The 23,563-nt window shown below is 58.1% G+C and carries 22 protein-coding genes and 1 pseudogene; 11 read left to right on the forward strand and 12 right to left on the reverse strand.

All coding sequences use genetic code 11. From position 1 onward, the window contains the following. The first annotated feature begins 105 nt into the window (after positions 1–105). From ACQY8Q_RS01975 to repC, 8 genes and pseudogenes are all read left to right on the forward strand, one after another. Positions 106–863 (forward strand): annotated as a pseudogene (locus ACQY8Q_RS01975) (IS5 family transposase). A 224-nt stretch (positions 864–1,087) separates the two neighbouring features. Further along, positions 1,088–1,342: a type II toxin-antitoxin system Phd/YefM family antitoxin gene (locus tag ACQY8Q_RS01980; protein ID WP_428424140.1), complete on the forward strand. Its 255-nt coding sequence runs from the start codon at positions 1,088–1,090 to the stop codon at positions 1,340–1,342. Further along, positions 1,342–1,746, forward strand: coding sequence for a type II toxin-antitoxin system VapC family toxin (locus tag ACQY8Q_RS01985; protein WP_428424142.1), 405 nt, complete (start codon positions 1,342–1,344; stop codon positions 1,744–1,746). Before ACQY8Q_RS01980 ends, ACQY8Q_RS01985 begins: the two co-directional genes overlap by 1 nt. Before the next feature lie 10 nt (positions 1,747–1,756). Then, entirely contained in the window at positions 1,757–2,845 is a 1,089-nt protein-coding gene (locus ACQY8Q_RS01990; RefSeq protein WP_428424144.1) for a site-specific integrase, read from the forward strand. A gap of 1,028 nt (positions 2,846–3,873) precedes the next feature. Further along, positions 3,874–4,134 (forward strand): hypothetical protein, encoded by a 261-nt coding sequence (locus ACQY8Q_RS01995; protein WP_428424146.1) that lies wholly within the window; start codon positions 3,874–3,876, stop codon positions 4,132–4,134. Positions 4,135–4,405: 271 nt separating this feature from the next. Next, a complete protein-coding gene (repA, locus tag ACQY8Q_RS02000; protein WP_428424148.1) occupies positions 4,406–5,605 on the forward strand; it encodes a plasmid partitioning protein RepA in 1,200 nt (399 codons plus the stop codon). 3 nt (positions 5,606–5,608) lie between these two features. Further along, positions 5,609–6,634 (forward strand): plasmid partitioning protein RepB, encoded by a 1,026-nt coding sequence (repB, locus tag ACQY8Q_RS02005; RefSeq protein ID WP_428424150.1) that lies wholly within the window; start codon positions 5,609–5,611, stop codon positions 6,632–6,634. A gap of 154 nt (positions 6,635–6,788) precedes the next feature. Further along, complete coding sequence (repC, locus tag ACQY8Q_RS02010; protein WP_428424152.1) at positions 6,789–8,003, forward strand: plasmid replication protein RepC; 1,215 nt, start codon at positions 6,789–6,791, stop codon at positions 8,001–8,003. Between the two features lie 42 nt (positions 8,004–8,045). On the opposite strand, the gene ACQY8Q_RS02015 is transcribed toward repC, so the two are convergent. After that, positions 8,046–10,043 carry a putative bifunctional diguanylate cyclase/phosphodiesterase gene (locus tag ACQY8Q_RS02015; protein ID WP_428425512.1) on the reverse strand — a complete coding sequence of 666 codons (1,998 nt, stop codon included), beginning with the start codon at positions 10,041–10,043 and terminating at the stop codon, positions 8,046–8,048. A gap of 306 nt (positions 10,044–10,349) precedes the next feature. On the opposite strand from ACQY8Q_RS02015, the gene ACQY8Q_RS02020 reads away from it, so the two are divergent. Further along, positions 10,350–11,393 (forward strand): class I SAM-dependent methyltransferase, encoded by a 1,044-nt coding sequence (locus ACQY8Q_RS02020; RefSeq protein ID WP_428424154.1) that lies wholly within the window; start codon positions 10,350–10,352, stop codon positions 11,391–11,393. Between the two features lie 34 nt (positions 11,394–11,427). Here ACQY8Q_RS02020 and ACQY8Q_RS02025 read toward each other — a convergent pair whose 3' ends face one another. From ACQY8Q_RS02025 to ACQY8Q_RS02075, 11 genes are all read right to left on the reverse strand, one after another. Next, positions 11,428–12,705 carry an L-fuconate dehydratase gene (locus tag ACQY8Q_RS02025; protein ID WP_428424156.1) on the reverse strand — a complete coding sequence of 426 codons (1,278 nt, stop codon included), beginning with the start codon at positions 12,703–12,705 and terminating at the stop codon, positions 11,428–11,430. An 84-nt stretch (positions 12,706–12,789) separates the two neighbouring features. After that, positions 12,790–13,635 (reverse strand): fumarylacetoacetate hydrolase family protein, encoded by an 846-nt coding sequence (locus tag ACQY8Q_RS02030; protein ID WP_428424158.1) that lies wholly within the window; start codon positions 13,633–13,635, stop codon positions 12,790–12,792. 24 nt (positions 13,636–13,659) lie between these two features. After that, positions 13,660–14,394 (reverse strand): SDR family oxidoreductase, encoded by a 735-nt coding sequence (locus tag ACQY8Q_RS02035; RefSeq protein ID WP_428424160.1) that lies wholly within the window; start codon positions 14,392–14,394, stop codon positions 13,660–13,662. 14 nt (positions 14,395–14,408) lie between these two features. Next, positions 14,409–14,858: a MaoC/PaaZ C-terminal domain-containing protein gene (locus tag ACQY8Q_RS02040; protein WP_428424162.1), complete on the reverse strand. Its 450-nt coding sequence runs from the start codon at positions 14,856–14,858 to the stop codon at positions 14,409–14,411. Then, positions 14,855–15,940: a Gfo/Idh/MocA family protein gene (locus tag ACQY8Q_RS02045; RefSeq protein WP_428424164.1), complete on the reverse strand. Its 1,086-nt coding sequence runs from the start codon at positions 15,938–15,940 to the stop codon at positions 14,855–14,857. Before ACQY8Q_RS02045 ends, ACQY8Q_RS02040 begins: the two co-directional genes overlap by 4 nt. Next, a complete protein-coding gene (locus ACQY8Q_RS02050) occupies positions 15,933–16,262 on the reverse strand; it encodes an L-rhamnose mutarotase (RefSeq protein ID WP_428424166.1) in 330 nt (109 codons plus the stop codon). The genes ACQY8Q_RS02045 and ACQY8Q_RS02050 overlap by 8 nt, the downstream gene beginning before the upstream one ends. Positions 16,263–16,274: 12 nt before the next feature. Next, positions 16,275–17,387: a mandelate racemase/muconate lactonizing enzyme family protein gene (locus tag ACQY8Q_RS02055; RefSeq protein ID WP_428424168.1), complete on the reverse strand. Its 1,113-nt coding sequence runs from the start codon at positions 17,385–17,387 to the stop codon at positions 16,275–16,277. A 10-nt stretch (positions 17,388–17,397) separates the two neighbouring features. Next, a complete protein-coding gene (locus tag ACQY8Q_RS02060) occupies positions 17,398–18,495 on the reverse strand; it encodes an ABC transporter ATP-binding protein (RefSeq protein ID WP_428424170.1) in 1,098 nt (365 codons plus the stop codon). Positions 18,496–18,499: 4 nt separating this feature from the next. Further along, positions 18,500–19,366: a carbohydrate ABC transporter permease gene (locus tag ACQY8Q_RS02065; RefSeq protein WP_428424172.1), complete on the reverse strand. Its 867-nt coding sequence runs from the start codon at positions 19,364–19,366 to the stop codon at positions 18,500–18,502. Then, entirely contained in the window at positions 19,366–20,262 is an 897-nt protein-coding gene (locus ACQY8Q_RS02070) for a carbohydrate ABC transporter permease (RefSeq protein ID WP_428424174.1), read from the reverse strand. Before ACQY8Q_RS02070 ends, ACQY8Q_RS02065 begins: the two co-directional genes overlap by 1 nt. A gap of 73 nt (positions 20,263–20,335) precedes the next feature. Beyond that, on the reverse strand, positions 20,336–21,652 hold the full coding sequence (locus ACQY8Q_RS02075; RefSeq protein WP_428424176.1) for an ABC transporter substrate-binding protein: 1,317 nt from the start codon (positions 21,650–21,652) through the stop codon (positions 20,336–20,338). A gap of 169 nt (positions 21,653–21,821) precedes the next feature. Between ACQY8Q_RS02075 and ACQY8Q_RS02080 the strand changes: the two genes are divergently transcribed. Both ACQY8Q_RS02080 and ACQY8Q_RS02085 read left to right on the forward strand, forming a co-directional pair. Next, positions 21,822–22,607, forward strand: a complete 786-nt coding sequence (locus ACQY8Q_RS02080; RefSeq protein WP_428424178.1) for an IclR family transcriptional regulator — start codon at positions 21,822–21,824, stop codon at positions 22,605–22,607. Positions 22,608–22,703: 96 nt separating this feature from the next. Beyond that, complete coding sequence (locus tag ACQY8Q_RS02085) at positions 22,704–23,540, forward strand: amidohydrolase family protein (RefSeq protein ID WP_428424180.1); 837 nt, start codon at positions 22,704–22,706, stop codon at positions 23,538–23,540. Positions 23,541–23,563 lie beyond the last annotated feature (23 nt).

Genomic DNA, 23,563 nt, shown 5'->3' on the forward strand with positions numbered 1-23,563 from the left:
ATTATCGGTCGTTATTTCGCCGGAATATCTAGGCTCAGGCCCTATTGATTAAACTCCTTTTCAAACTCGGCGGGTTTTGATTCACTGTTGGCAGGAGGATTTGCCATGAGTGATTTGTTTTTGCTGACGCCCTCGCAGCTTGCTCGGATCAGACCGTATTTTCCACTTGCTCACGGCATCCCCCGTGTCGATAACCGGCGTGTGGTCAGCGGCATTATTTACGTGCTTAAACATGGACTTCAGTGGAAAGATGCACCGAAGGAATACGGTCCTCACAAGACGTTGTATAATCGCTTTATCCGATGGAGCGAGTTGGGCGTCTTCAATCGGATTTTCGAGCCGCTCGCGGGCAAAGCGGGCCAACCGGATCGATTGATGATCGATGCGACCCATCTCAAGGCCCATCGCACCGCAGCCAGCCTGCTAAAAAAGGGGCTCTTTCCCGCTGCATCGGACGAACGAAGGGTGGCCTGAATTCCAAGCTGCATGCCGTCACCGATGGCAGGGGAAGGCCATTGCTGTTCTTGCTGACGGCGGGCCAGGTGAGTGATTACAAAGGTGCACGGCATCTGCTTGAGCGCCTGCCGAAAGCAAAAGAACTGCTGGCAGATCGTGGATACGATGCCGACTGGTTCCGCAACGGATTGAAAGAAAAGGGGATTTCTCCCTGCATTCCACCGGGGAAAAAGCGCCGAGACCCGGCCCACTATGACGAGTTGCTCTAGAAGCAACGCCACCGCATCGAGAACATGTTCGGCAGGATCAAGAACTGGAGACGCATCGCAACAAGATACGATCGATGTGCCCACACATTCTTCTCAGCCATCCCCATCGCCGCAACATGCTGCTACTGGATCGATTAATGAGTCCTGAGCCTAGTTACTGGTTTTGTCAGCTGCCCAGTCAAACCATATCCCGGCAACAGCGCAGCATTGTTCCAAAGCGGCGTTCACATGTCGTAAAGATACGTCATTCGGTCAAGCTTGTACTTCTCGTCCCATAATAATCTTGTCGGTGGGCGTGCTGGGCGGTGGTCAAATGCCTAAAAATCACATAACTAGCTAGACAGGCTAGATTGGAGCGGAATATGGAATGGCAGTTACAGGATGCGAAGAACCAGTTCTCTAAAGTCATTCAGAAAGCCAAGTTTGAGGGGCCGCAGGTGGTGACTTTGCGCGGCGAGCGGGCTGCAATCGTGCTGTCAGCCAAGGACTATGATGCCCTGAAAGCTGGTCGACCGACGCTTGTTGACGATCTTCTTGCCGCGCCGCCTTGGGATGATTCTTTTGCTGATAGTATTTCGGCTCGCGAACGGTCGTCCAGCCGTGATCTGGTGTTCTGATGTATCTCGTCGATACCAGTATTGTCTTCGAAGCGACGCGCGGCGCACCGGAAGCGATCACCTGGCTGCGCGCCCAGGATCCAGCTGCCATTTATCTCAGCGTCGTCACCCTTGGTGAAATCACCCGCAGTATTGCCGGCATGCAAACGACAAGCCGGAGAGCCGCTACTAGTCTTGCTGAATGGTTGCGAAAACTTCGGCATGACCATGCCGGGCAGATACTTCCGGTCACCGATCAGGTGGCTGTCGAATGGGGGCGGCTTGCTGCCCTTCGGCCACGCGGAGATATTGACGGGTTGATCGCGGCCACCGCGATTGTTCATGATCTGATTGTCGTGACGCGCAACAGCGCTGGCTTTACCGACGCCGGCATCGCTGTCGTTAATCCGTGGGATCTCGCTTGATGGTGTTGATATGACAGATGATAAAAGCCAAACTATCCCTGCCGAGGCTGGTTCCCCTGCCCCTCTTCCGCCGGCGACGGACGCGGACTCCGCCGGCCGGGCGACCGCTCTTCCTGCCCATCTCGGCGGTCTTGCCGATCGTGCCCGCGGTTATGTCGAGGCAGCCAGCTCCGCCAATACACGGCGTGCCTATGCGAGCGACTGGAAGCATTTTGCCGCCTGGTGCCGGCGCCAGTCTCTACCCCCCCTCCCCCCTGAGCCGCAGATCGTCGGGCTCTACATTACCGCCTGTGCGTCCGGTGCAGTTGGCGCGGGTAGAAAGCCGAACTCCGTTTCGACGATCGAGCGCCGGCTTTCATCCCTGACCTGGAACTACGCCCAGCGCGGCCAGCCGCTCGACCGCAAGGACCGGCACATTGCGACAGTCATGGCCGGTATCCGCAATAGCCATGCCCGGCCGCCAGTGCAGAAAGAAGCGGTAATGCCGGAAGACATTATCGCCATGCTCGAGACGCTCGACCGGGGAACGCTGCGTGGATTGCGGGACCGGGCGATGCTGCTGATCGGCTTTGCAGGCGGGCTTCGCCGCTCGGAAATTGTCGGACTGGATGTCAAGAAGGATCAGACGGAGGACGGTCGCGGTTGGATCGAGGTGCTGGATAAGGGGCTGATCGTCACGTTAAGGGGGAAAACCGGTTGGCGCGAGGTTGAGATCGGCCGTGGCTCGTCAGATGCCACCTGCCCCGTTGCAGCACTTGATACATGGCTGACATTGGCCCGCATCGCGCATGGGCCTCTGTTCCGCCGTGTGACGGGCCAAGGCAAAGCCGTGGGCGCGGACCGGTTGAACGATCAGGAAATTGCCCGCTTGGTCAAACGCGCAGCACTTGCTGCGGGTGTCCGAGGAGACCTTACCGAGGGCGAGCGGGCGCTCAAATTCTCCGGTCACTCGTTGCGCGCTGGCCTTGCCTCTTCCGCCGAGGTGGACGAGCGCTATGTACAAAAGCAGCTTGGCCACACGTCGGCTGAGATGACCCGCAAATATCAACGCCGCCGCGACCGGTTCAGGGTCAACCTGACAAAAGCTGCTGGCCTTTGAACCGTTATTTTACCGCCCCGAGAAATCCGGGTTCCGCCCCTGAAGGTCGCCAATCCGTCTGCCAACCCGGCGTTAGCTCCCCTCACCCGAAAGCATACTATTGTAACCACTCACCGCTTTCTCATCGTCGCTCCATGGTGCCGTGAGCTGAATGGCTGTTGATCGAAGCCGGTGACCCTACTGCCGCGTCCGGGGCATCCCTCCAGCGCCGTTCTGGACGCCCCGACGAGATTGGCGCGCCAGCGCTACCCTTCACCACGCCCGAATGTGAGAAGCCGGCCACTTACATTTCGAGCCTCGCGGTGCGCCGGCGTATCCGGCACTTCCGGTGAATGCAGATATCCTGATCACCCAGCGCTACCTGCTTTATCTAATCTTGGCCTAGGCGATGCGGGCTCTTTCCGGCCTCCCTCTCAGGGCTCTGGCCACCTATTGGCTTCGCCATGATCGAACCGGCGGCAAGCCGCATGCGGATCAAGGTGTCGAGTGGGTGTCGTGACGCCCCAAGTGATCGAGATGATTGGCCTGATATGGTACGCATTGTCGCCTTACATGACGATCGCGGGGAGAGGAAGGGGCGGAGCAGTCCAAGGCCGTGAGCAGCCCGCAGTGTTTTATGCCATAACTCGTGGCCGTACCGTCTGAAATTCTAGAGCCACTACCGTTGCCTCGTCAGTCAACCCGATCAACCCTTGCTCCGACCCGACTGACTAAAGCAAACCTGGAACAGCCGCTGGATCCAGGACATGGCGCCGCGCAGTTGACCTGAACACCGCACAGAGGATTATCCCGTCGGAAATCGCCAACATCTCTGAGTCACCGGGGCGATGGCCGCCACCTACACTCACCACCTAACAGGAGCCGTCATCGCACAATCACCGACTGGAGCGTTGCGCGTCAACCACGGACTAAATTTGATGAACTGCCAACCCAAGCTTCCGCGCTGAGGGGGGAGGGGCTGCGCATGTCCAGCCGCGGTAGGCAAGCCCCACAGAAAGAGGAGGCGTAAACCCGGCCTTCGATAGTGGATGGCCTTGCTGGCAATATTTGGAGCTTTCGAGATCGGCGAAACTATCTCCGCCGCCCTTTGGCTGTTGTCGGTTGAAGTTTTCATTTGTCGCGACAACATCTCGGATGATCGAGATGATCTAGCGTTTCGCCCAAAGTTGTACATGTACAACGCCGCCGATTTCGTATCCTCGCGTCACGCTCAGGCCAGAGCGGTGCGCGTTCAATCCGAGACACCAAACATCACCGCAATCGACGACGACCAAGCGCTCCTTGCGTAGGCCACGAACAGTTGAAAATTTTAGACAATTGGCGTCAGCAGAGATCAAGCGGCCATTTCATATTCAGGGAGAAACCTTCGGCCCGACCAACCAACCTCTCGCGCCCTGGTGAGTTGTACATGTACAACGAAGAAGCTCCGAGTCGCGATGCCGATGGTTAATCTCTTGTTAACGAAAAAGACTTTGCCACATTGGACAGAATCGGGCCTAATGAGATCAGCGCATTTTTTGCGCTAATCAAAAAATAAGCGCGGATTGAGTCGGGGCCAATATGCTGAACATCGCAGGCAATAAAAATGGTGAGAGCCTGCGGTCTATGATCGCCTCTGATGCCGAGGAATTGTCGCGGCAGTTGCAGGCGCATCAGCAGCGGATATTCCCCCCCACAGCTCAAAAAAGCATCCGCCAGTTCACGCCTGCGGAAGCGGCTGATTTCATCGGCATCCATCAGGGTTATCTTCGGCAAATCGTTGCCGATGGGCATGGCCCCGAACCACTGGCTAACGGCCGCCGTCAATATTCGGTACAGGACATCGAAAACCTTCGCCATCTTCTTGACGATGGAGGGAAGGGGCCTCGCAAATATGTGCGCCATCGCCGCGACGGTGAAAAACTCCAGGTCATCTCCGTGATGAACTTCAAGGGCGGCTCAGGGAAAACCACAACCTCTGCGCATCTTGCACAATTCCTCGCTCTGCGCGGCTATCGGGTTCTAGCAATTGATCTCGATCCGCAGGCATCGCTGTCAGCGCTGTTCGGCCATCAACCGGAATTCGATGTTGGGGAGAACGAAACGCTTTACGGTGCTATCCGGTACGATGGAGCAAAGCGGGACGTAACCGACATTGTTCGTGCGACCTATACGCCGAATTTGCACATCATTCCGGGCAATCTTGAATTGATGGAGTTCGAACATGAAACGCCCAAGGCGCTCTCTGGTCGGCACAAGACGGATTCCATGTTCTTTTCCCGCATTGGAGAGTGCCTGGCCGAGATCGAAAGCGCCTATGACATCGTCGTCATCGACTGCCCACCGCAATTGGGCTTTCTGACGCTATCCGCGCTCTGCGCGGCGACGGCTGTTCTCATCACCGTGCATCCCCAGATGCTGGATGTGATGTCGATGAGCCAGTTCCTGCATATGACCGGCGACCTCTTGTCCGTGGTCGAAGAGGCCGGTGGTTCGATGGACTATGACTGGATGCGGTATCTTGTGACGCGTTACGAGCCAAACGACGGGCCGCAGTCTCAGATGTCGGGTTTCATGCGCTCCATTTTCGGAAACCGTGTTCTGGAAAACTCCATGGTCAAATCGACGGCCATTTCGGATGCCGGACTGACCAAGCAGACACTTTATGAAGTCGACAGGAGCCAGTTCACAAGAGGCACATATGACCGTGCGCTCGAATCCCTCACTGCCGTGAATACGGAAATAGAAGATCTCATCAAGCGGACGTGGGGGAGGAAGTAATTCATGGCCCGTAAGAACGTTTTCAGCATGATCGAAACCGATGTCGGCCCGGCTGCGGAAAATGAACCGCCGTTTGTGAATTCGCGCCCACTCGCAGGTTTTGAGAAGCCGATGAAACGCGCTAGCCCGGTTGGGGCGATATCCCAGTCGCTCGGCGGCGTCCATGAGAAGGCACAGCGCGTCGATGCGCTGGAGAAACAACTTGCCGAGGGGCAGGCGATCGTCGATCTCGACACCGCCATGGTTGACAGTTCATTTGTTGTCGATCGGCTTGGTGTGAGTTCCGAGGATCAGGAGCTATTGGTCTCGCAGATACGCGAACACGGCCAGCAAGTCCCTATTCTTGTCCGGCCGCATCCGGAGAGAGAAGGGCGCTTTCAGGTTGCCTACGGCCACCGCCGGCTCGCCGCTATCAAGAAGATCGGTGGTCCCATTCGCGCCGTGATCCGCGATCTGACCGACGAACAACTTGTCGTCAGCCAGGGGCAGGAAAACAATGCTCGCACCGACCTGACATTCATCGAGCGATCCTTCTTCGCTTCACGGCTTGAAGAACGGAATTTTGGCCGCGATGTCATCATGTCAGCGCTGGGCGTCGACAAGGCTGCTCTTTCGCGCATGATTGCCCTTGTGAATCGTCTTCCAGCTGAACTGATCGAAGCAATCGGCGCTGCCCCCGGCTTTGGCCGAACACGCTGGGCCGAGCTTGCCGATCTGATAGAGGAAAAAGCCCGGAGATCAACCGCCCTTGAAGCCATTCAATCGTCCGGCTTTGTCAGTTTGACATCAGACGCACGCTTCCAGGCAGTCTACGATCGGCTGCGGGAAAGCAGGGACAAGGCACGAAGCGCTTTTTGGAATGCCGGCACTCGGCGAAAGGCCGTGAGGATATCCGAGACAGGTGAGACATTGAAACTCGTCTTCGACAAGACGATTGAACCTGATTTTGGCCTTTACGTCGAAGGCAAGCTGTCCGCTCTCTATGACGAGTTCGTGCAGTCTAAAGAGACAATAGAAACAGGAGACTGAACCGCAAAAGAAAAAGGCCCCCAAACGTTTCCGTCGTGGAAGCCCTTCTCTGAAGTTTAGCAACTAGAGAATCACATTTTCACGAATCATAGTCAAGAGTCTTTGGCATCGTTTTGGTGAGCGGATTTCTTTTGCCTGTTAAAAGGTGAAAAAAATGCAGGTTGGAAGCGTAACGACGCCCTTTGGGCGGCGGCCAATGACGCTTGCCATGGTGGCAAGTCAGGTTATGGCTCAAGAAACTGGCCCGGAACGATCGGTCGACAAATGGAAACTCTATCGTGCTTTGTGCGAGGCACGGCGGCGCCTGGGAGTAACAGACCGTGCTCTCGCCGTTATGAATGCTCTTTTGAGCTTCTACCCGAAGAATGAACTATCGGCGGATAATGGCCTGGTCGTGTTCCCGTCCAATGCACAACTCTCTCTGCGCGCCCATGGAATGCCGGAGCAGACGCTGCGCCGGCACCTGGCTGCGCTTATCGAGGCGGGGCTCCTGTCACGTAAGGACAGCGCCAATGGTAAGCGTTATGCTCGCCGTGATCGAACAGGAACGATCGACGAGGCCTTCGGCTTTTCACTGGCACCCCTTTTGGCCTGTGCGGACGACATTGAACGGCTAGCAGATGAAGTCGTTGCCGAGCGACTGCGTATCCACCGGCTCCGTGAGCGATTGACCATCTGCAGCCGAGACTTATCAAAGCTGATAAACATTGCCCTTGAGGAGGGGGTTCCCGGCGACTGGGCGACCATTCGCCTGCGTTACAGCGCGCTGCTGGCAGACCTTCCGCGCAAGCCAGCCGCAACTGTGCTGACCGCAACACTCGCTGAAATCGAGACATTGCGGGAAGAAGCCACCAAACAGTTGAAAATGCAGATTAATAGGCAAAAAATAAGCGGCAATGCCTCACAAAATGAGCGGCATATACAGAATACAGATCTTAACTCCATTCTTGAATCTGAACCAAGCAATGAAAAGCAGCAGAATGAAAGTTTCGTGGTGGAACGGCAAGGACGACGCGAACCGATAAAGGCGTTCCCGCTCAGCATGGTGCTGTCGGCATGCCCGGATATTGCCATGTACGGGCCAGGCGGCAGTGTTTCCAGCTGGCGGGATCTGATGAGCGCCGCTGTGGTGGTGCGTTCGATGCTCGACGTCAGTCCCAGCGCCTATCAGCAGGCTTGTGGAATTCTGGGCCCGGAAAATGCGGCAGCGGTGATGGCTTGCATCCTGGAGCGCGGTGGCCAGATCAATTCAGCCGGCGGTTACCTCCGGGATTTGACACGCAAAGCTGAAAAGGGCGAGTTCTCGCTGGGGCCAATGTTGATGGCGCTGATGCGCGCCAATGCGCCTGGAGACCGGAAAGCCGGGTAGGGCAGGGTTTCGCCGTGGACTGATGGCGCGAAACGTCTCTGTCTAGGCTGGCCGGCGCAGACGTGGTGCTTGGTCGTCGACAGGAGGGGGCGAGCGGAAATCCTCTGGTGGGGCTGGCCGGCCGACGTGAAACCCCTGGACCTGATCGATGCGAAATTCACGCATGAGCTCGAGTTGCTCATCTGTCTCAACGCCCTCGACCAGAATTTTATGGCCCCGATTGCGGACCAGTCCGATGATGTCTTGGAGCATGGCTTTACCCCTCGGGGTGCTGCTGTCGTGCAGAAAGGAGCGGTCGATCTTGACTGTGTCGAAATCAATAAGGCGGAGCCAGGAAAGACCGGCGAAGCCTGTCCCGAAATCATCAAGCCAAATTCGGATACCGAGCATCTTCAAATCGCTGATGCAGCGCAGGATGTCCGAGTTCATTTCCATTTCGAGGCCTTCGGTGATCTCGAAGGCAAGTCTGCCGCCGGCAACCCCGGTATCACCAAGGATCGCGGCAACGGATGTGGCAAAACCCGGCGTCTTCAGCTGAATGGGCGATACGTTGACGCTGACGACACGAACATGGTTGTCGATGAGCAGTTCGGCACAGACTGTACGGATCGCCCAGTATCCAAGGCTCAGAATGGCGCCCGTCCGCTCCGCAATCGGGATGAACAGACTGGGAGAGACCGCCGTTCCGTCGAGCATTTTCAGGCGCATGAGAGCCTCGACGGCTTCGACGCGGCCGGATGAGACGTTGCGGATCGGTTGATAGACCAGAGATACGAGGTTCTGGTTGGTGGCAATTTTCAGCAGAGCAGCAATGTTTTCGCTTTCGTCGCTGCTGTGTGGATCATTGGGATCAAACAGTTTCGCGCAGTTGCGTCCGCTTGCCTTGGCGCCATACAGGGCGCGATCGGCCTCGTGAATGATCTTTTCGAGTTTCGTGCCGGCCTGGCTGCGGGTAAACGCAGCACCGACGCTAACCGTGACGATCGACATGCCGTCGCGGCGCTGCTGGTGCAGCAGGCCCAGGTTTTCCACGGTGCGGCAGATATTTTCTGCCAGTTCCGCCACTTGCTCGAGTGTTTCCACGCGGGCAAGCACAATAAATTCTTCACCGCCATAGCGACCGATCGAGCCATTGTAGCGCTTTATGGAATCGGCGAGGGCATCGGCAACCAATATGAGGCAGCGATCGCCTTCCTGGTGGCCGTAGCAATCGTTGTATTTCTTGAAGAAATCGACATCGATAAGGATCGCAGTAAAACTGGTGCCGTATCTCTGCCAGCCGTTCCAGTAGTCCCTTAATCTCTGGTCGATGGCCCGGCGGTTTTCCAATCCGGTCAACGGGTCAGTGTTCGACAGTCTAAGCAGCGCATCGCCGCGCTCGGACGCTTCTTTTTGTTGAACCTTTGCCTCAAGGGCGTTCAGGAAAACCTTGTAGCGCTCTCTGTTCAGCTTCCAGTTGACGTAGGATGTGAAGACAAAGCAGGAGATGCAAAAAGTACCGAATGCAAGCTTGTAGGATGGATCTACAATCGGAAATGACAGCAATGCGGCCAGGAAAATCAGCAGAATGATGGCCGAGGCTACCAGAGACAGGCGGAACTGAAAGCTGAAGAACAGATTGACGCTCATCATGAAGATTGCGCCGAACACCATGTAATAGGAGATGCTGATCGTATCTGCCGTCATCAGCGACGGATAGAGCCACCCGGCATAGGCTATGACGAGACCGGCTGCACACGTGGTATCAATGACATCCGCACTGGCATTCCAACGGACCTCGGCTTCCAGCAGGAAGAAGGCAATTGTTCCGATAACGAAGCGGGATGCGATCACATATCGCGCAACGTCCGGCACAAGCAGAATATCGGTGATGGAGAACAACAGGTAGACGGCGATGGCGATCCACATTCCCTGTCGCGTATCCTGGCGACGGGTCGCCTGGCCTTCTTCACGGTAGAGTGTGCGAAGCTCTGCCGATGCCGGTCTCGGCGGCTCAGCATTGAGATCGATCTCTACTACGTCGGCCAGCGTGTGCTTCATGCACGTTCCATGGGGTTGCGTCGCATCCTTCCGCCCTTGAACTGTCCTTCCGGCAACTTCCATTGCCCGAAGCATTCGCACGTGCAAAGCAGAAAGGAAGCCTATCAATAAAAGGCAGCACTTTTCGGCACAATATTGGACGTACATTAAGTTTTCCTGAATTTGCGGAAGGTTAGCGGGTTCGTTCGATAGAACCAACTGATACGCGAGCGCGTTAACCATGCCATGCGGATACGTGCAATTTTGATTGGCACTGCACTCGTTTTTCCCCATAATGTTAATAATCTGTTAACGCATGAGGCTCGAGTGACCCAAATCAAGATTGCTTTTGACGGCGAAAGCCTGATCACCCCAGCGGCCATCACAAACGAACTATCTTCCTCCCAAACCGATCTCCATTACGAGCAGCTGGCGACTGGCCGCGTAGAGGTTGCGCTTGCGTTGAAGATTGCTCAGCAGCAGATCCAGGAGGATCAGAACCCGGCGCTGATCATCCATCGCCTGATTGCCACACTTCATGAGACGCGCCGCAGATATCATCACAATGTCTGGCAGGAACTGATCCCGATCGTTCAGAACCACCCGGTCGCTGATTTCTTCCACGAGGATCCTTTCACGCGCTGGTCGTTCATGAAACCGCGTGGTTATTCCGGCGATGCGCAGCTGATCGACTTCATCTATGGTCATCCGAGCGTTGACGGTGAAATCGCCAAGGCTTCGCCGCTTGGCAAGGAGCTTTACGGCTACACCAGCCAGTCGCCGTCGCCGGTGGCGGTGCGCGAACGACGCGATCTTCTGACGCGCTATGTCGATGAAATTGCAACTGAAAAAGGCCCAGGAACCGAAATCCTGACTGTAGCGGCCGGTCATCTGCGCGAAGCCGACAACTCGGTCGCTCTGCGGGAAAAGCGGATCAAGCGTTGGGTGGCCCTTGATCAGGACCCACTGAGCGTCGGTTCGATGGTCCGCGATTTCAACGGCACATGCGTCGAGGCGATCGACGGCTCCGTTCGCGGCCTGCTGACGAAATCGCAGACGCTCGGCAAGTTCGACTTCATCTATGCGGCAGGTCTCTACGATTATCTGGCCGACAAGGTGGCGATCAAGCTGACGCAGACCTGCCTGGACATGCTGAGGCCGAACGGCGTCTTTCTCTTCGCGAATTTCTCGCGCGATGTCGACGACGACGGCTACATGGAAACCTTCATGAACTGGGCTCTGTTGCTGCGTTCGGATGTGGAAATGTGGAACATCATCAACGCCAGCGCCGACCGCAATGCGGTCGAAGCACGTGTCGAATTCGGCGAAAACCGGCATATCGTTTACGGCATTATCCGCAAACGCAGCTAAGGTTTATGGGGGCGGCAAAACCGCCCCCATCCCATCAACCCTTGAACAGGTATTGGTCGATCGAGGCCGTCTTCATTTCGATCGAGAATCCGGCAGCCTTCGGTGGCATGTAGGCGGCATTCTCGATGATGCAGGGCTCGAGGAAATGTTCGTGCAGGTGGTCGACATACTCGATCACACGGCCATCCTTGGTGCCGGACACTGCGACATAGTCGATCATCGACAGATGCTGGACATATTCGCAAAGGCCGACGCCGCCGGCATGCGGCCAGACCGGCAGGTCATATTTGGCGGCGATCAGAAGAACCGCCAGAACCTCGTTCAACCCGCCCATGCGACATGAATCAATCTGGACGATATCGATCGCGCCCTCGGCGATGAACTGCTTGAACATGATGCGGTTCTGGCACATCTCACCGGTCGCAACCTTGACGGCACCAATGCCCGCGCGAATCTTGCGGTGTCCGGCTACGTCGTCGGGGCTGGTCGGCTCCTCGATGAAGAATGGCTTGGCGAAAGCCAGCTTGTTGACCCAGTCGATGGCCTCGTTGACTTCCCAGACCTGATTGGCATCGATCATCAGATAACGATCCGGGCCGATGACGTCACGAGCGATGCGCAGGCGGCGGATGTCGTCCTCGAGATCGCGACCGACCTTCATCTTGATGTGGTTGAAACCGGCATCGATCGCTTCCTGGCAGAGGCGCCGCAATTTTTCGTCGTCGTAACCGAGCCAGCCTGCGGATGTCGTGTAGCAGGCATAACCCTCGGCCTCGAGCGTCGCGATGCGCTCTGCCTTGCCGATTTCAGCGCGCTTGAGGATCGCGACAGCCTCGTCACGGGTCAACACGTCCGTGAGGTAGCGGTAATCGACGATATCAGCGATTTCTTCGGCCGGCATGTCGGCAATGAGACGCCAGACGGGCTTTCCCGCCTGCTTGGCGAGCAGGTCCCAGACCGCATTGACGACGGCGCCCGTAGCAAGATGCATGGCGCCCTTGTCGGGGCCGATCCAGCGCAACTGGCTGTCGCCGGTCAGATGCCGCCAGTATTTGCCGGGATGAGAGAGGACGTCAGCAAGTTCGGTCCCAACAACCAGATGCTTCATCACATTGATTGCCGCACAGCAGATCTCGTTGCCGCGGCCGATGGTGAAGGTCAGGCCGTGGCCCGACAGCCCATCCGTGTCGGTGTCCAGAATGACGTAAGCGGCGGAATAATCCGGATCGGGGTTCATCGCATCCGAACCGTCAAGGCTTTGCGAGGTGGGAAAGCGCAGGTCGAACACGCGGAGATCGGTGATGCGGGTCATGGGTTTGCTCCGAAAAGGTAGGGCGGCAGGCTGTCGTCTTGGGAATTGGCCGGCGCGATCAAGGCGTTACGCCGGCCAAAAACCTCATATGTCTGCCCGTGTTGTTTGCTTTTGGCTTCCGAGACCCTCGATGCCGAGTTCGACGACATCGCCGGGTTTCAGGTAGCGCGGCGGCTTCATGCCCATGCCGACGCCAGGCGGCGTGCCGGTGGAGATGATGTCGCCGGGATGCAGCGACATGAACTGACTGAGATAGGAAACGAGGAAGGCTGCGCCGTAAACCATGGTCTTCGTCGTGCCGTTCTGCACGGTTTCGCCGTTGACCTTCAGCCAGAGCCCGAGGTTCTGCGGATCGGCGACCTCGTCCTTCGTCACCAGCCAGGGGCCGATAGGCCCGAACGTGTCGCAGGACTTGCCTTTGGTCCACTGGCCGGAGCGCTCGATCTGGAAGGCGCGCTCGGAAACGTCGTGAACGGTGCAATAGCCGGCGACATAATCGAGAGCGTCGGCTTCGGAGACGTATTTGGCAGTCTTGCCGATGACGACACCGAGCTCCACTTCCCAGTCGGTCTTTTCCGAACCGCGCGGGATCAACACATCGTCATTGGGGCCGACGATGGCCGACGTCGCCTTCATGAAGACGACGGGTTCTGGGGGCACTGCCATGCCGGATTCTGCGGCATGGTCGGCATAGTTGAGGCCGATGCAGATGAATTTTCCGGTGCCGGCAACGCAAGGACCGATGCGCGTCGTGCCGGCGACCAGCGGAAGGCTTGCCGTATCGAGCTTAGCCAGCGCAGCAAGTGCCGCAGGATCGATGTCCTTGCCGCCGATATCGGAGACATGGCCGGAAAGGTCGCGGATTGCGCCGTCAGCGTCGAGGATGGCCGGCTTTTCAGCGCCGGGAGCGCCATAGCGAAGAAGTTTCATGGGTGTGTTTCCTGTTTTAAGGCGTCAGATCGTCCAGCCGCCGTCGATGGCATAGGCCTGGCCGGTCGTGTACGTCGCGCCAGCGAGATAGACGGCGAGATCGGCGATCTCTTCCGGCGTGCCGAGCCGGCCCATCGGTTGGCGGGCGATGAAGGCGGCGCGGGCGGTATCATAGTCGCCCTGCGAGCGCATGCGCTCCTGCAGCGACGGGCTTTCAACCGTGCCGGGGCAAATGGCGTTGCAGCGGATGCCCTGCGCAACATAATCGGCGGCAACGGCCTTGGTCAGGCCAATTACGGCGGCCTTGGTGACGCCATAGGCAAAGCGGTTCGGTACGCCCTTGATGCTGGAGGCGACAGACGACATATTGACGATCGAACCGTCACCGCGCGCCAGCATGCCGGGCAGAACGGCGCGGATGGTCCGGATCATCGCCTTGACGTTAAGGTCGAAGGCGAAATCGAGATCGCTGTCCTTCATCTCCAGAACAGAACCGCCATGAACGACGCCGGCGCAGTTGAACAGCACATCGATGTCGCCGATTTCGGCAACCAGCGTCGAAACGGCATCAGCTTCCAGCACATTGAGAATATGCGTCGAGATGCCGGTCTCTTTGGACAGATTGGCAAGCGCATCGGCGTTGATGTCGGTGGCATGGACAATCGCACCCGCCCGAGCAAAGGCGAGGGCGGACGCCTGGCCTATGCCTTGCGCTGCAGCGGTGATAAGGACTTTCTTGCCGGTCAGATTGGCGGTCATGTCATTGGCCTCTTTTAGGTTTTCTTGCGTTCGACGATAAGAATGTGATCGGCGGCGAGCACGACTTCGTCGCGTTGGTTGATAACTTCGCAGCGTTCGGTGACGCGGCCGGATGCCGGCCGTTTCGGGTCGTCGTCCTTTGCCGCGATCGTCACGCGCGTGCGGATCGTATCACCAATGTGGACCGGACGGACAAACCGCAATCGGTCATAGCCATAGGAAAACGCGACCGGATTGATCAGCGATGCGGTGAGGCCGACACCGATGGAAAAGATCATCGTGCCATGGGCGATGCGCTGGCCACCGGGCAGGGTTTTGGCGAATTCCGCATCCATGTGATGCGGAAAGAAATCGCCGGTATGACCGGCATGAACGACGAAATCGGTCTCGGTGATCGTGCGGCCTGTGGTCAACCGGACAGAGCCAAGTTGGTACTCTTCGAAATGGATAATCTGTTCGCTCATGGTTGAAATCCCGGTAGCGGCGCAATTGGGGTTGCTGGCTGCGCGCTGGATTGATAGGCGGCTTCGACCAGCGCCATGGTCTGCCACGCATCTTCGACGGAGCCGATCAGCACCTCGTCTTCGCCGGTGGCAAAGCGCTGCAGGTTGGCCATGCGATTGGCAAAAGCATCGGGAAACCACGCGCCTTGCAGCGGTACGGAGATCCATTCCTCGCCGCCGGCCGGCCGTATCCAGAGCTCGTCCGGCTCGCCGCGCGGATAGTCGAGATTGACACCGAGCTTGATATAGGCGGCACCCTTGGTCCCCGAAATGCGGAACTCGCAGGCCTGGAACTTGCGGCCGAAATCATGGTCGTGATTGACCGACAGAACGCAGCGCAGCCTGTCGCCATAATCGAGAATGGCCGCCGTGCGGGTCTGCGCGACGTCATGGTTCGGATGGCCGATGGTCTTGGCGTGAATGCCGAGCGGATTGCCGATCAGGCCACGGATAAAATCCAGATAATGGATCGAGTGCATGGCAATCTCGATGCGCGGCAGACCTTTGAGGAAGGGCCACAGGCCCCACGGCGTCGCCAGTGCCAGCCAGGCGTCGAAATCGACGATTTCGCCAAGGAAACCGCGCTCGACTGCGTCCTTCAAGGCCAGCATCATCGGTGCGAAGCGCAGCTGGAAATTGACAGCAGCCTTCAACTGCCCGGCGCGGCAGATATTGAGGATTTCCGCCGCTGCCGCGAGATCCGAGCCCATCGGCTTCTGAATGAGTGCAGCAGCGCCAGAGGGCAGTTTCGACAGGATCGCGGCTTGTGTCGCAGGCGGCGTCGCGAGATCAAAGACAGCGTCTTTGACCATGAGTGCTTCACCTTCACTGGCAAAGGCGCGGATGCCCCAGGTTTCGGCCAATACGCCCGCCTTTTCGGCATTCGGATCATAGAGACCAGCGACCGGAAAACCGGCGTTCCTGTAGGCAGGCAAATGGGCATCGCCGACAATGCTGCCGGCGCCGAAAATGACGATCGGCTGTGGTGCTGCGGGTTTTGGCCACCATTGGCGCAGCGTTGTAGGATCGAAATGCTCAGTCATGATGGAAAACCTCCTCCATCATCGCCCACCACTCACCGTCTTTGCGCGTAGAAAGCGGCTTCTGGCAGGGCATGCAGACCGACCACCATTCCTTGTTTTTCGGATGCGCTGCCATCTTCGCCATGTCGGCGGCGAAATCGGTTCCAACATATTCCCAGTAGCCGAACAGCAGGTTTTCTGGCTCCTTCAGGAAGATGGAATAGTTGGTGATGTTGCATTCCGAGATCAGGGCAAGGATATCCGGCCACACGGCGGCGTGCAGCCGCCGGTATTCCGCGATCTTGGTGGGCTCAAGCCCGATCACCATGCTCATGCGCTGCATCACCGTCTCCCGTCAGGCCCGGAATTCGCGGGTAAATTCTTCAACCGAGCGCGATTTGACCGCATCCCAGTCCCAGGAAATGCCGATGCCCGGCTCGGATGGCGCCAGCGCCTTGCCATCGACAATCTCCATGCGCTTGTCCGTCAAATCGTCAAGCTGGGGAATATACTCGACATATTTGCCGTTCTGTACCGCGCAAACCAGGCTGACATGCAGTTCCATCAGGAAATGCGGGCAGACAGGAATGTCGAAGGCTTCCGCCGCATGCGCAACCTTCAGCCATGGCGTGATGCCGCCGATGCGGGCGACGTCAACCTGAACGATCGAGCAGGCGCCCTTCTGCATATACTCCCGGAAATGACGGATCGAATACATCGATTCACCGACAGCAATCGGCGTCGTGGTGGAGCGCGACAGGCGGATATGGCCATCGAGATCGTCGGCAGGAAGTGGCTCCTCGATCCAGGCGAGGTCGAGTTCCTGCAAGCGCCCGGCCCGCCGGATGGCTTCATCGACGGCAAAGCCCTGGTTGCAATCGGTCATGATCTCGAAGGCCGGGCCAACAGCCGCGCGCACGGCGGACAACCGGTCGTAATCTTCCGAGCCGTGCGGACGGCCAATCTTGATCTTGGAGCCGGAAAAGCCTTTCGCCTTGGCCTGCAGCGCATCATCGACCAGCGCCTGCTTGTCGATATGTAGCCAGCCGCCTTCGGTCGTGTAGAGTGCGCAACGGTCGCGGGCGCCACCGGCGAGCTTCCACAGCGGCAGGTTCTGCTTCTTCGCCCGCAGATCCCAAAGTGCTGTATCGACAGCTGCAATAGCCAGCGCCGTGATCGGGCCGATGGTCGTTGCGTGTGTGGCAAATTCCATCTTGTGCCAGATGGCCTCGATGCAATCGGCATCGGCGCCGATCAGCAGCGGCACGAGATGGTCCGACAAAAGCCGCATGACGGAGGAGCCGCCCGTGCCGATCGTATAGCTGTAACCTGTGCCGGTCGCACCATCGGAATCGGTAATAGTGACGAAGGGGGTTTCCTGGCTGACAAAACTCTGGATCGCGTCGGTCCGCTTCACCTTCGGCTGAAGGTCGACCATGCGCAGTTCAATTTTTTCAATACGGGCCATCAAAAATTCCTCAGGCGACCAGGCTCTTGCCGGTGGTCAGGTCAAACAGGTGCGCTTGCGAGAGATCGAAGCTCATCTTGATATTCTGGCCGGAGGGCAGGGGGCGGGGATTGAGCATGCGCGACACCCAATCGCGGCCGTTGAAGCCGACAAAGACCAGCGTCTCGTTCCCAAGCGGTTCGGTGATGGAGACTGGGAGCTCCTGTTCGGCGACCGCCTCGGCATCGCCGGAATTCAGACCATGACCGGTTGGAAAGAAATCGTCGGGCCGAAGACCAAATGTCAGCTTTTGACCGGCCGACAGACTCGGGCGGAATTTCGGAGGGATCGGCAGGGTGGCGCCGCTGGCGAATACCAGCTTGCCATCGTCCACCGTCACGTCGTCCATGTTCATCGGCGGTGAGCCGATGAAGCCTGCGACGAACTTGGTCAGAGGACGGTTGAACACCTCTTCCGGCGTGCCGATCTGCTCGATATGGCCGTCGCGCATGATGACGATACGGTCGGACAGCGTCATCGCCTCGACCTGGTCATGGGTGACATAGATCATCGTTGCCTGCATACGGGCATGCAGCTTCTTGATCTCGGTGCGGACCTGCGTGCGCAGCTTGGCGTCGAGATTGGACAGCGGCTCGTCGAACAGGAACACATCCGGGCGCCGGACGATTGCCCGGCCCATGGCCACACGCTGGCGCTGGCCACCGGAAAGCTGCGACGGGCGGCGTTCGAGCAGATGCGAGAGATCGAGGATGGCGGCAGCATCCGCCACCTTTTCCTTGATTTCCTCGACCGGACGCCCGGCGATCTTCAGCGAAAAGCCCATATTCTCGCCAACAGTCATATGCGGATAGAGCGCATAGGACTGGAACACCATAGAAATGTTGCGGGCGCGGGGCGGAAGGTCGTTGACGACATTGTCACCGATCTCGATCGTGCCGCCACTGACATCTTCGAGGCCGGCGATCATCCGCAGCGTCGTCGATTTTCCGCAGCCGGATGGGCCGACCAAGGCGATGAACTCACGGTCCTTCACTTCAAGGTCGATGCCGTGCACCACTTCCAGCGCGCCGTAGCGCTTGACCAGTTTCTTGAGACTGACGGGAGCCATGAATTTATCCTTTGACCGCGCCGAAGGTGAGGCCGGAGACGAGGTGCTTTTGTATGATGAAGGTGAGGGTCAGCGCCGGGATGATCATCACGACGGCGAGCGCACACATGCCGCGCCAATCGATAGTGAACTCGGCGGTATAGTCGAGCAGGCCGACCGGCAGTGTCTTTGAATTCACCGAGCGGGTGATCTGCGAGGCCAGCGCATATTCGTTCCACGAAATCAGGAAGGCAAAGATGCCGGCCGATGCGATGCCGGGGCCGGCCAGCGGAAACTCCACCTGCCAGAAGGCCTGCCAGCGCGTGCAGCCGTCGATCTGGGCAGCTTCGGCGAGATCTTTCGGCACCTGCCGGAAGAAGCCGTCGATCAGCCAGATAGTGAAGGGCACGTTGAGCGCGACATAGGTCAGGATCAGCGCGAAATGCGTATCGATGATCCCAGTGCGGGCAAAGATCATGAACAAGGGCAGCGACAGCGCGATCCCGGGGACAGCGCGGGTGAGCATGAAGCCTAAGAAGATCGCCGATTTGCCCTTGAACTTGTAGCGCGCAAAAGCGTAGCCCCCGGCCATGCCGATTCCGAGCGCAATAAATGTCGAAGTGATCGAGACGATCAGCGAATTGCGGAAATAGGACCAGACCGGAATACCGCCCTGGCCGGCACCTGAAAACATCGATCGATAAGCGTCGAGCGACAGTTCCTGCGGAATCCAGACCGGAGGTTTGGCCATGATCTCGACGGTCGGGCGCAGCGACGACAGAATGATCCAGAAGCCGGGCAGGCAGATGAGCAGCATCGCCACGAACAGGGTGATGATATGGGCGAGCGAATAGAGGCGCTTGCGCAGGCGGTGGGACGAATTGATATCCATTACCACTCAGCTCCGATCTGCTGGCGCGCGGCTGCGAGCTTGCGGAAGAAATAGACGGTGAAGAGGATCGACAGCACGATGGCGAAATAGGCCATGGCATTGGCAAGGCCCATGCGTGCGTCGCCATAGGCGGTACGTCCAACCAGTGTCCACAAAAGTTCGGTGCGCTTGGCCGGGCCGCCATCGGTCATGATCTTGACGATGTCATAGGCTCTCGCAACGTCGAGCGAGCGGATGGTCATGGCGATGAAGGCGAACGGCATCAGATACGGCCAGGTAATGTAGCGGAAGGTCTGCAGCGGCGTGCAGCCATCGACATGGGCTGCCTCGATCGGATCACGCGGCATGGCCAGAAGTCCGGCTAGGATCAGGATGGCAAAGACTGAGGTCGAGGACCAGACTTCGGCAACGGTGATCGAAAACAGCGCCAGATTGCCATTGATCAGCCAAGGAATTGCCTGGTCTGTCAGCCCTAGCGCCTGCAAGCCGTTGTTGATCAAGCCGATATTGTCGTTGAACAGGAATTTGAACTGGAAACCGACGAGCACCGGTGAAAACATCATTGGAAACATCATCATGGTACGCAGCAGCCGCTGTCCGCGCACGGCCTTGGAAACCAGCAGCGCAAGACCGAGGCCGAGCAGCATTTCAGCATTCAGCGCAATCGTCAGGAACAGCACGGTGCGGCCGAACGCGACCCAGAAATCCCAGCTCGAGACGACAGTGATATAGTTGCGCAGGCCGATGAAGACGTAGAGCGATTCCGGCTTGGTGAGGCGGAACGGCGTGAAGCTCGAATAGAAAGACAGCGCCAGCGGCACGACGACGACTGCCGCGAGAACCAGGAACGCGGGAAACAGCAGCAGCACCGGTGCCGATAATCTGGATAGTTTCATGTCGCGCCCTTTGATTTGCGCCGGAAATTAAAAGCGGCGCCACGGTAGGAGCCGTGGCGCCGCGTCAGTTCGATCAAAGCTTGCCGGCATCCTGCAGGATGGTCGTGGCCTTTTCGGCAGCGCTATCAAGCGCCTGCTTGGAGGTCTTGTCGCCAAGGATCGCAGCCTGCAGTTCCGGATAGACCGAGTTGGAAATCTCGATCCATTCGGCGGTCTGCGGAACCGGGAAGGCGTGCTTTGCCGCTTCCTGGAAGGCCTGCAGCACTTCGGTCTTGTAGGCGTCGCCCTCGGCGGCCTTGATGTTGAAATCCCAGACGGCGCTGCGTGTCGGCAGCGGACCGGTCGCCGATTCCAGCTTCTGGCTGTCTTCGTTGGTCAGCCACCAGACCAGCGATGCGGCGGCTTCCTTGTTGGCGCAGGATTCCGTGACCGAGAAGCCATGGTGACCGGACCAGCCGGTGCGCTTGCCGGACGAACCGGCCGGCTGAACCTTCACGCCGACATTACCGGCAACCTTGGAGGATTTCGGATCGTTGAAGAAGCTTGCCCAGCCAGGCCAGTCGAGATTAAGCGCGATCGAGCCGGACGCGAAGCCCTGGCCGAGATCGTCCCAGAGATAGTTGGTGGTGCCGGCCGGTACGGCCTTGTTCTTGTAGAGATTGACGAACCAGTCGAGTGCGCGCACGCCGGCGTCCGAATTGAAGGCCGGGCGGCCGTCCTTGTCGAGATATTCGCCGCCTTCGGCAACCAGCATTTCGTAGAAGCGGCCGTTGATCGCCTCTTCCTTGCCGGCAAACTGCGTGCCGTAGAAGGTCGGCGGCGACGAGAAGAATTCGGCTTGGTCGGTGACCTGTGCCCAGGTATCGGGCGGTGTCAGGTCGTAGCCATACTTGGCCTTGAACGCCGTCTTCTTGGCTTCGTCCTGGTAGAGGCTCTTCTGGTAATACAGCGCCGAAACGTCGAACTGGGCGCGCGGCAGCATCACCAGCTTGCCGTTAAGCGTCGAGGCGGCAATTAGCGCCGGCACGAACTTGGCAATTTCCTCGGCCGGGATCAGCGGCGTCAGGTCGGTGTAGATATCCGGATATTGCGGCGCGAATGACGAATGGTTCGAGCCGACGCACCAGCTGAGGCCACCCGTGGCGATATCCGACTTGATTTCCTTGTCGAGCTCGAAATGGTTCTTCTTCGAGAGGATATTGACCTTGGCGCCTGTCGCCTTTTCCCACTCGCCGATGCGCTCATAGAGCTTTTCGTATTGCTGACCGCCGATGAGCTTCGCATCGATGGTCACGCCGTCGAATTTGCCGGGCAGGTCTGCGGCTTGTGCCGCGACCGAGCAGGCAAACAACATTACTCCGGCTGATACGCCGGAAAGCAGCTTGTTCATGATTTCTCCTCCTCACGTCCACACCATTCCCAATGGCGGGAATTCCTCATTTGTGAGGAATTGATTTATATACAAACAGCAAATGCACCCTTGCGTCAAGCCGCAACTTTGCTTTGTCGCGCGCCTCGTATGCGTATATGAAGTAATTCATTTACAGGGGGATGTGTCGATGGACGCTGATGAATCCGATCGTTACCGCGCACCGGCGCTCGACAAAGGGCTAGATATTCTCGAGCTTCTGGCCGGTGTCGACGGCGGCCTGACGCAGGCAGAGATTTCCAAGAAGCTGGAGCGCAGTCCGAACGAGTTCTACCGCATGCTTGACCGGCTGGTACGGCGTGGTTACGTCACGCGGATCGATGGCGACCGCTACTCGTTGACGCTCAAGCTGTTTGGCCTGGCGCAACTGCATGCGCCGGTGCGGCGGCTGGCATCCTATGCGACGCCGCTGATGCGCGATCTTGCCCAGCGCAGCCGCCAGGCCAATCATCTGGCGGTGTTCGACCGTGGCTTTGCCGTGGTGATTGCCCAGCAGGAAGCCCCGGATTACTGGGGCATCTCGATCCGGGTCGGCTCGCATATCAGCCTGTTTGATACCGGATCGGGCCATGTCCTACTCGCCTTCCGCAGTGAAGAAGAGCGCCAAATGATGATTTCCGAACATGTCAAAAGCCAGTCGGAGCCACCGCTGTCTGATGACTTCCTTGAACGGCTCGACCGCATCCGCCAGCGTGGCTATGAAATGATGGCCAGTGCCCAGACCGCCGGCGTTTACAATCTATCTGCACCGATCCTAGGGCCGGACGGTCGCGGCATTGCTGCATTGACCTGCCCCTATATCGCACTCGTCAACGCCCCGTCAGCGCCGGATATCACCGAGAGCATTGCGCTGCTGCAAAAGACCGCGGCCCAGCTTTCGCTGCTGGCCGGATCGGACGTGAACCACGCGGAATGAGCATCGATTTGGCACGCGTAGAGGCTGAAATTCTTATTTGAATGATATCTTCTTGTGTGAAATAGTTGATTTGTGACGCCGGGGAGGACACAAGCCATGATCATCGACACCCATTTGCATCTGATCGACAGGGCAGCACTTGCCTATCCGTGGCTGTCGGGTGTACCCGCGCTGGATCGCGATTTTCTCTATGAAACCTATGCGACCGAGGCAAAACGTTGCGGCATCAAGGCTGCTCTTCATATGGAGGTCGATGTTGCTACTGCGCAGGTCGAAGCTGAGATCGACTATGTGCAGGATTTGTCCAAACGCCTCGAAAACCTGATTGCCGGCGCAATCGCTGCCTGCCGTCCGGAAGACGCGGGTTTTGCCGCCTATCTTGAGCGGCAACAGGCAAACCCGTTCGTCAGGGGTTTCCGCCGCGTGCTGCATGTCGTTCCCGATGATGTGTCGGAAGGCACGTTGTTTCGCGAGAATATCAAACGGCTTGACGGAACCGGCCTGTCCTTCGACCTTTGCGTTCTGCCGCATCAGATCCCAAAAGCCATTGCGCTGGCCGATCTGGCACCGGACGTTCAGTTCATCCTCGACCATTGTGGCGTCCCGGCCATCGCGTCCGGCGCGGTGCAGCCGTGGCGTGACAATATGATCGAGATCGCCAAACGCCAGAATGTCACTGCCAAGATTTCCGGCGTCGTCGCCTATGCCGAAGCGGAAAGCTGGTCGGTCGAGACGCTTCGCCCCTATGTCGAGCACACCATCGCGCAATTCGGCTGGGATCGTGTCGTTTGGGGCAGCGACTGGCCGGTTTGCACGCTGGGTGGTGGCCTGTCGACCTGGATGGCCGCGACCCACGCGCTGCTGACTGGTTGTTCACAAGGCGAGCGTGACAAGCTCCTCTCGGGCAATGCCAAAAGGCTTTGGCGCCTTTAAAACGGCCGGCCGGCGTTATCCGC

Source organism: Pararhizobium sp. (genome assembly GCF_965279435.1).
GTDB lineage: Bacteria > Pseudomonadota > Alphaproteobacteria > Rhizobiales > Rhizobiaceae > Pararhizobium.

What these genes read in the sequence shown, in the direction of transcription:
- ACQY8Q_RS01980 (WP_428424140.1), top strand. Translation starts at nt 1,088, where the DNA reads ATGGAATGGCAGTTACAGGATGCGAAGAACCAGTTCTCTAAAGTCATT.
- ACQY8Q_RS01985 (WP_428424142.1), top strand. Translation starts at nt 1,342, where the DNA reads ATGTATCTCGTCGATACCAGTATTGTCTTCGAAGCGACGCGCGGCGCA.
- ACQY8Q_RS01990 (WP_428424144.1), top strand. Translation starts at nt 1,757, where the DNA reads ATGACAGATGATAAAAGCCAAACTATCCCTGCCGAGGCTGGTTCCCCT.
- ACQY8Q_RS01995 (WP_428424146.1), top strand. Translation starts at nt 3,874, where the DNA reads ATGGCCTTGCTGGCAATATTTGGAGCTTTCGAGATCGGCGAAACTATC.
- repA (WP_428424148.1), top strand. Translation starts at nt 4,406, where the DNA reads ATGCTGAACATCGCAGGCAATAAAAATGGTGAGAGCCTGCGGTCTATG.
- repB (WP_428424150.1), top strand. Translation starts at nt 5,609, where the DNA reads ATGGCCCGTAAGAACGTTTTCAGCATGATCGAAACCGATGTCGGCCCG.
- repC (WP_428424152.1), top strand. Translation starts at nt 6,789, where the DNA reads ATGCAGGTTGGAAGCGTAACGACGCCCTTTGGGCGGCGGCCAATGACG.
- ACQY8Q_RS02015 (WP_428425512.1), bottom strand. Translation starts at nt 10,043, where the DNA reads ATGAAGCACACGCTGGCCGACGTAGTAGAGATCGATCTCAATGCTGAG.
- ACQY8Q_RS02025 (WP_428424156.1), bottom strand. Translation starts at nt 12,705, where the DNA reads ATGACCCGCATCACCGATCTCCGCGTGTTCGACCTGCGCTTTCCCACC.
- ACQY8Q_RS02030 (WP_428424158.1), bottom strand. Translation starts at nt 13,635, where the DNA reads ATGAAACTTCTTCGCTATGGCGCTCCCGGCGCTGAAAAGCCGGCCATC.
- ACQY8Q_RS02035 (WP_428424160.1), bottom strand. Translation starts at nt 14,394, where the DNA reads ATGACCGCCAATCTGACCGGCAAGAAAGTCCTTATCACCGCTGCAGCG.
- ACQY8Q_RS02040 (WP_428424162.1), bottom strand. Translation starts at nt 14,858, where the DNA reads ATGAGCGAACAGATTATCCATTTCGAAGAGTACCAACTTGGCTCTGTC.
- ACQY8Q_RS02045 (WP_428424164.1), bottom strand. Translation starts at nt 15,940, where the DNA reads ATGACTGAGCATTTCGATCCTACAACGCTGCGCCAATGGTGGCCAAAA.
- ACQY8Q_RS02050 (WP_428424166.1), bottom strand. Translation starts at nt 16,262, where the DNA reads ATGCAGCGCATGAGCATGGTGATCGGGCTTGAGCCCACCAAGATCGCG.
- ACQY8Q_RS02055 (WP_428424168.1), bottom strand. Translation starts at nt 17,387, where the DNA reads ATGGCCCGTATTGAAAAAATTGAACTGCGCATGGTCGACCTTCAGCCG.
- ACQY8Q_RS02060 (WP_428424170.1), bottom strand. Translation starts at nt 18,495, where the DNA reads ATGGCTCCCGTCAGTCTCAAGAAACTGGTCAAGCGCTACGGCGCGCTG.
- ACQY8Q_RS02065 (WP_428424172.1), bottom strand. Translation starts at nt 19,366, where the DNA reads ATGGATATCAATTCGTCCCACCGCCTGCGCAAGCGCCTCTATTCGCTC.
- ACQY8Q_RS02070 (WP_428424174.1), bottom strand. Translation starts at nt 20,262, where the DNA reads ATGAAACTATCCAGATTATCGGCACCGGTGCTGCTGCTGTTTCCCGCG.
- ACQY8Q_RS02075 (WP_428424176.1), bottom strand. Translation starts at nt 21,652, where the DNA reads ATGAACAAGCTGCTTTCCGGCGTATCAGCCGGAGTAATGTTGTTTGCC.
- ACQY8Q_RS02080 (WP_428424178.1), top strand. Translation starts at nt 21,822, where the DNA reads ATGGACGCTGATGAATCCGATCGTTACCGCGCACCGGCGCTCGACAAA.
- ACQY8Q_RS02085 (WP_428424180.1), top strand. Translation starts at nt 22,704, where the DNA reads ATGATCATCGACACCCATTTGCATCTGATCGACAGGGCAGCACTTGCC.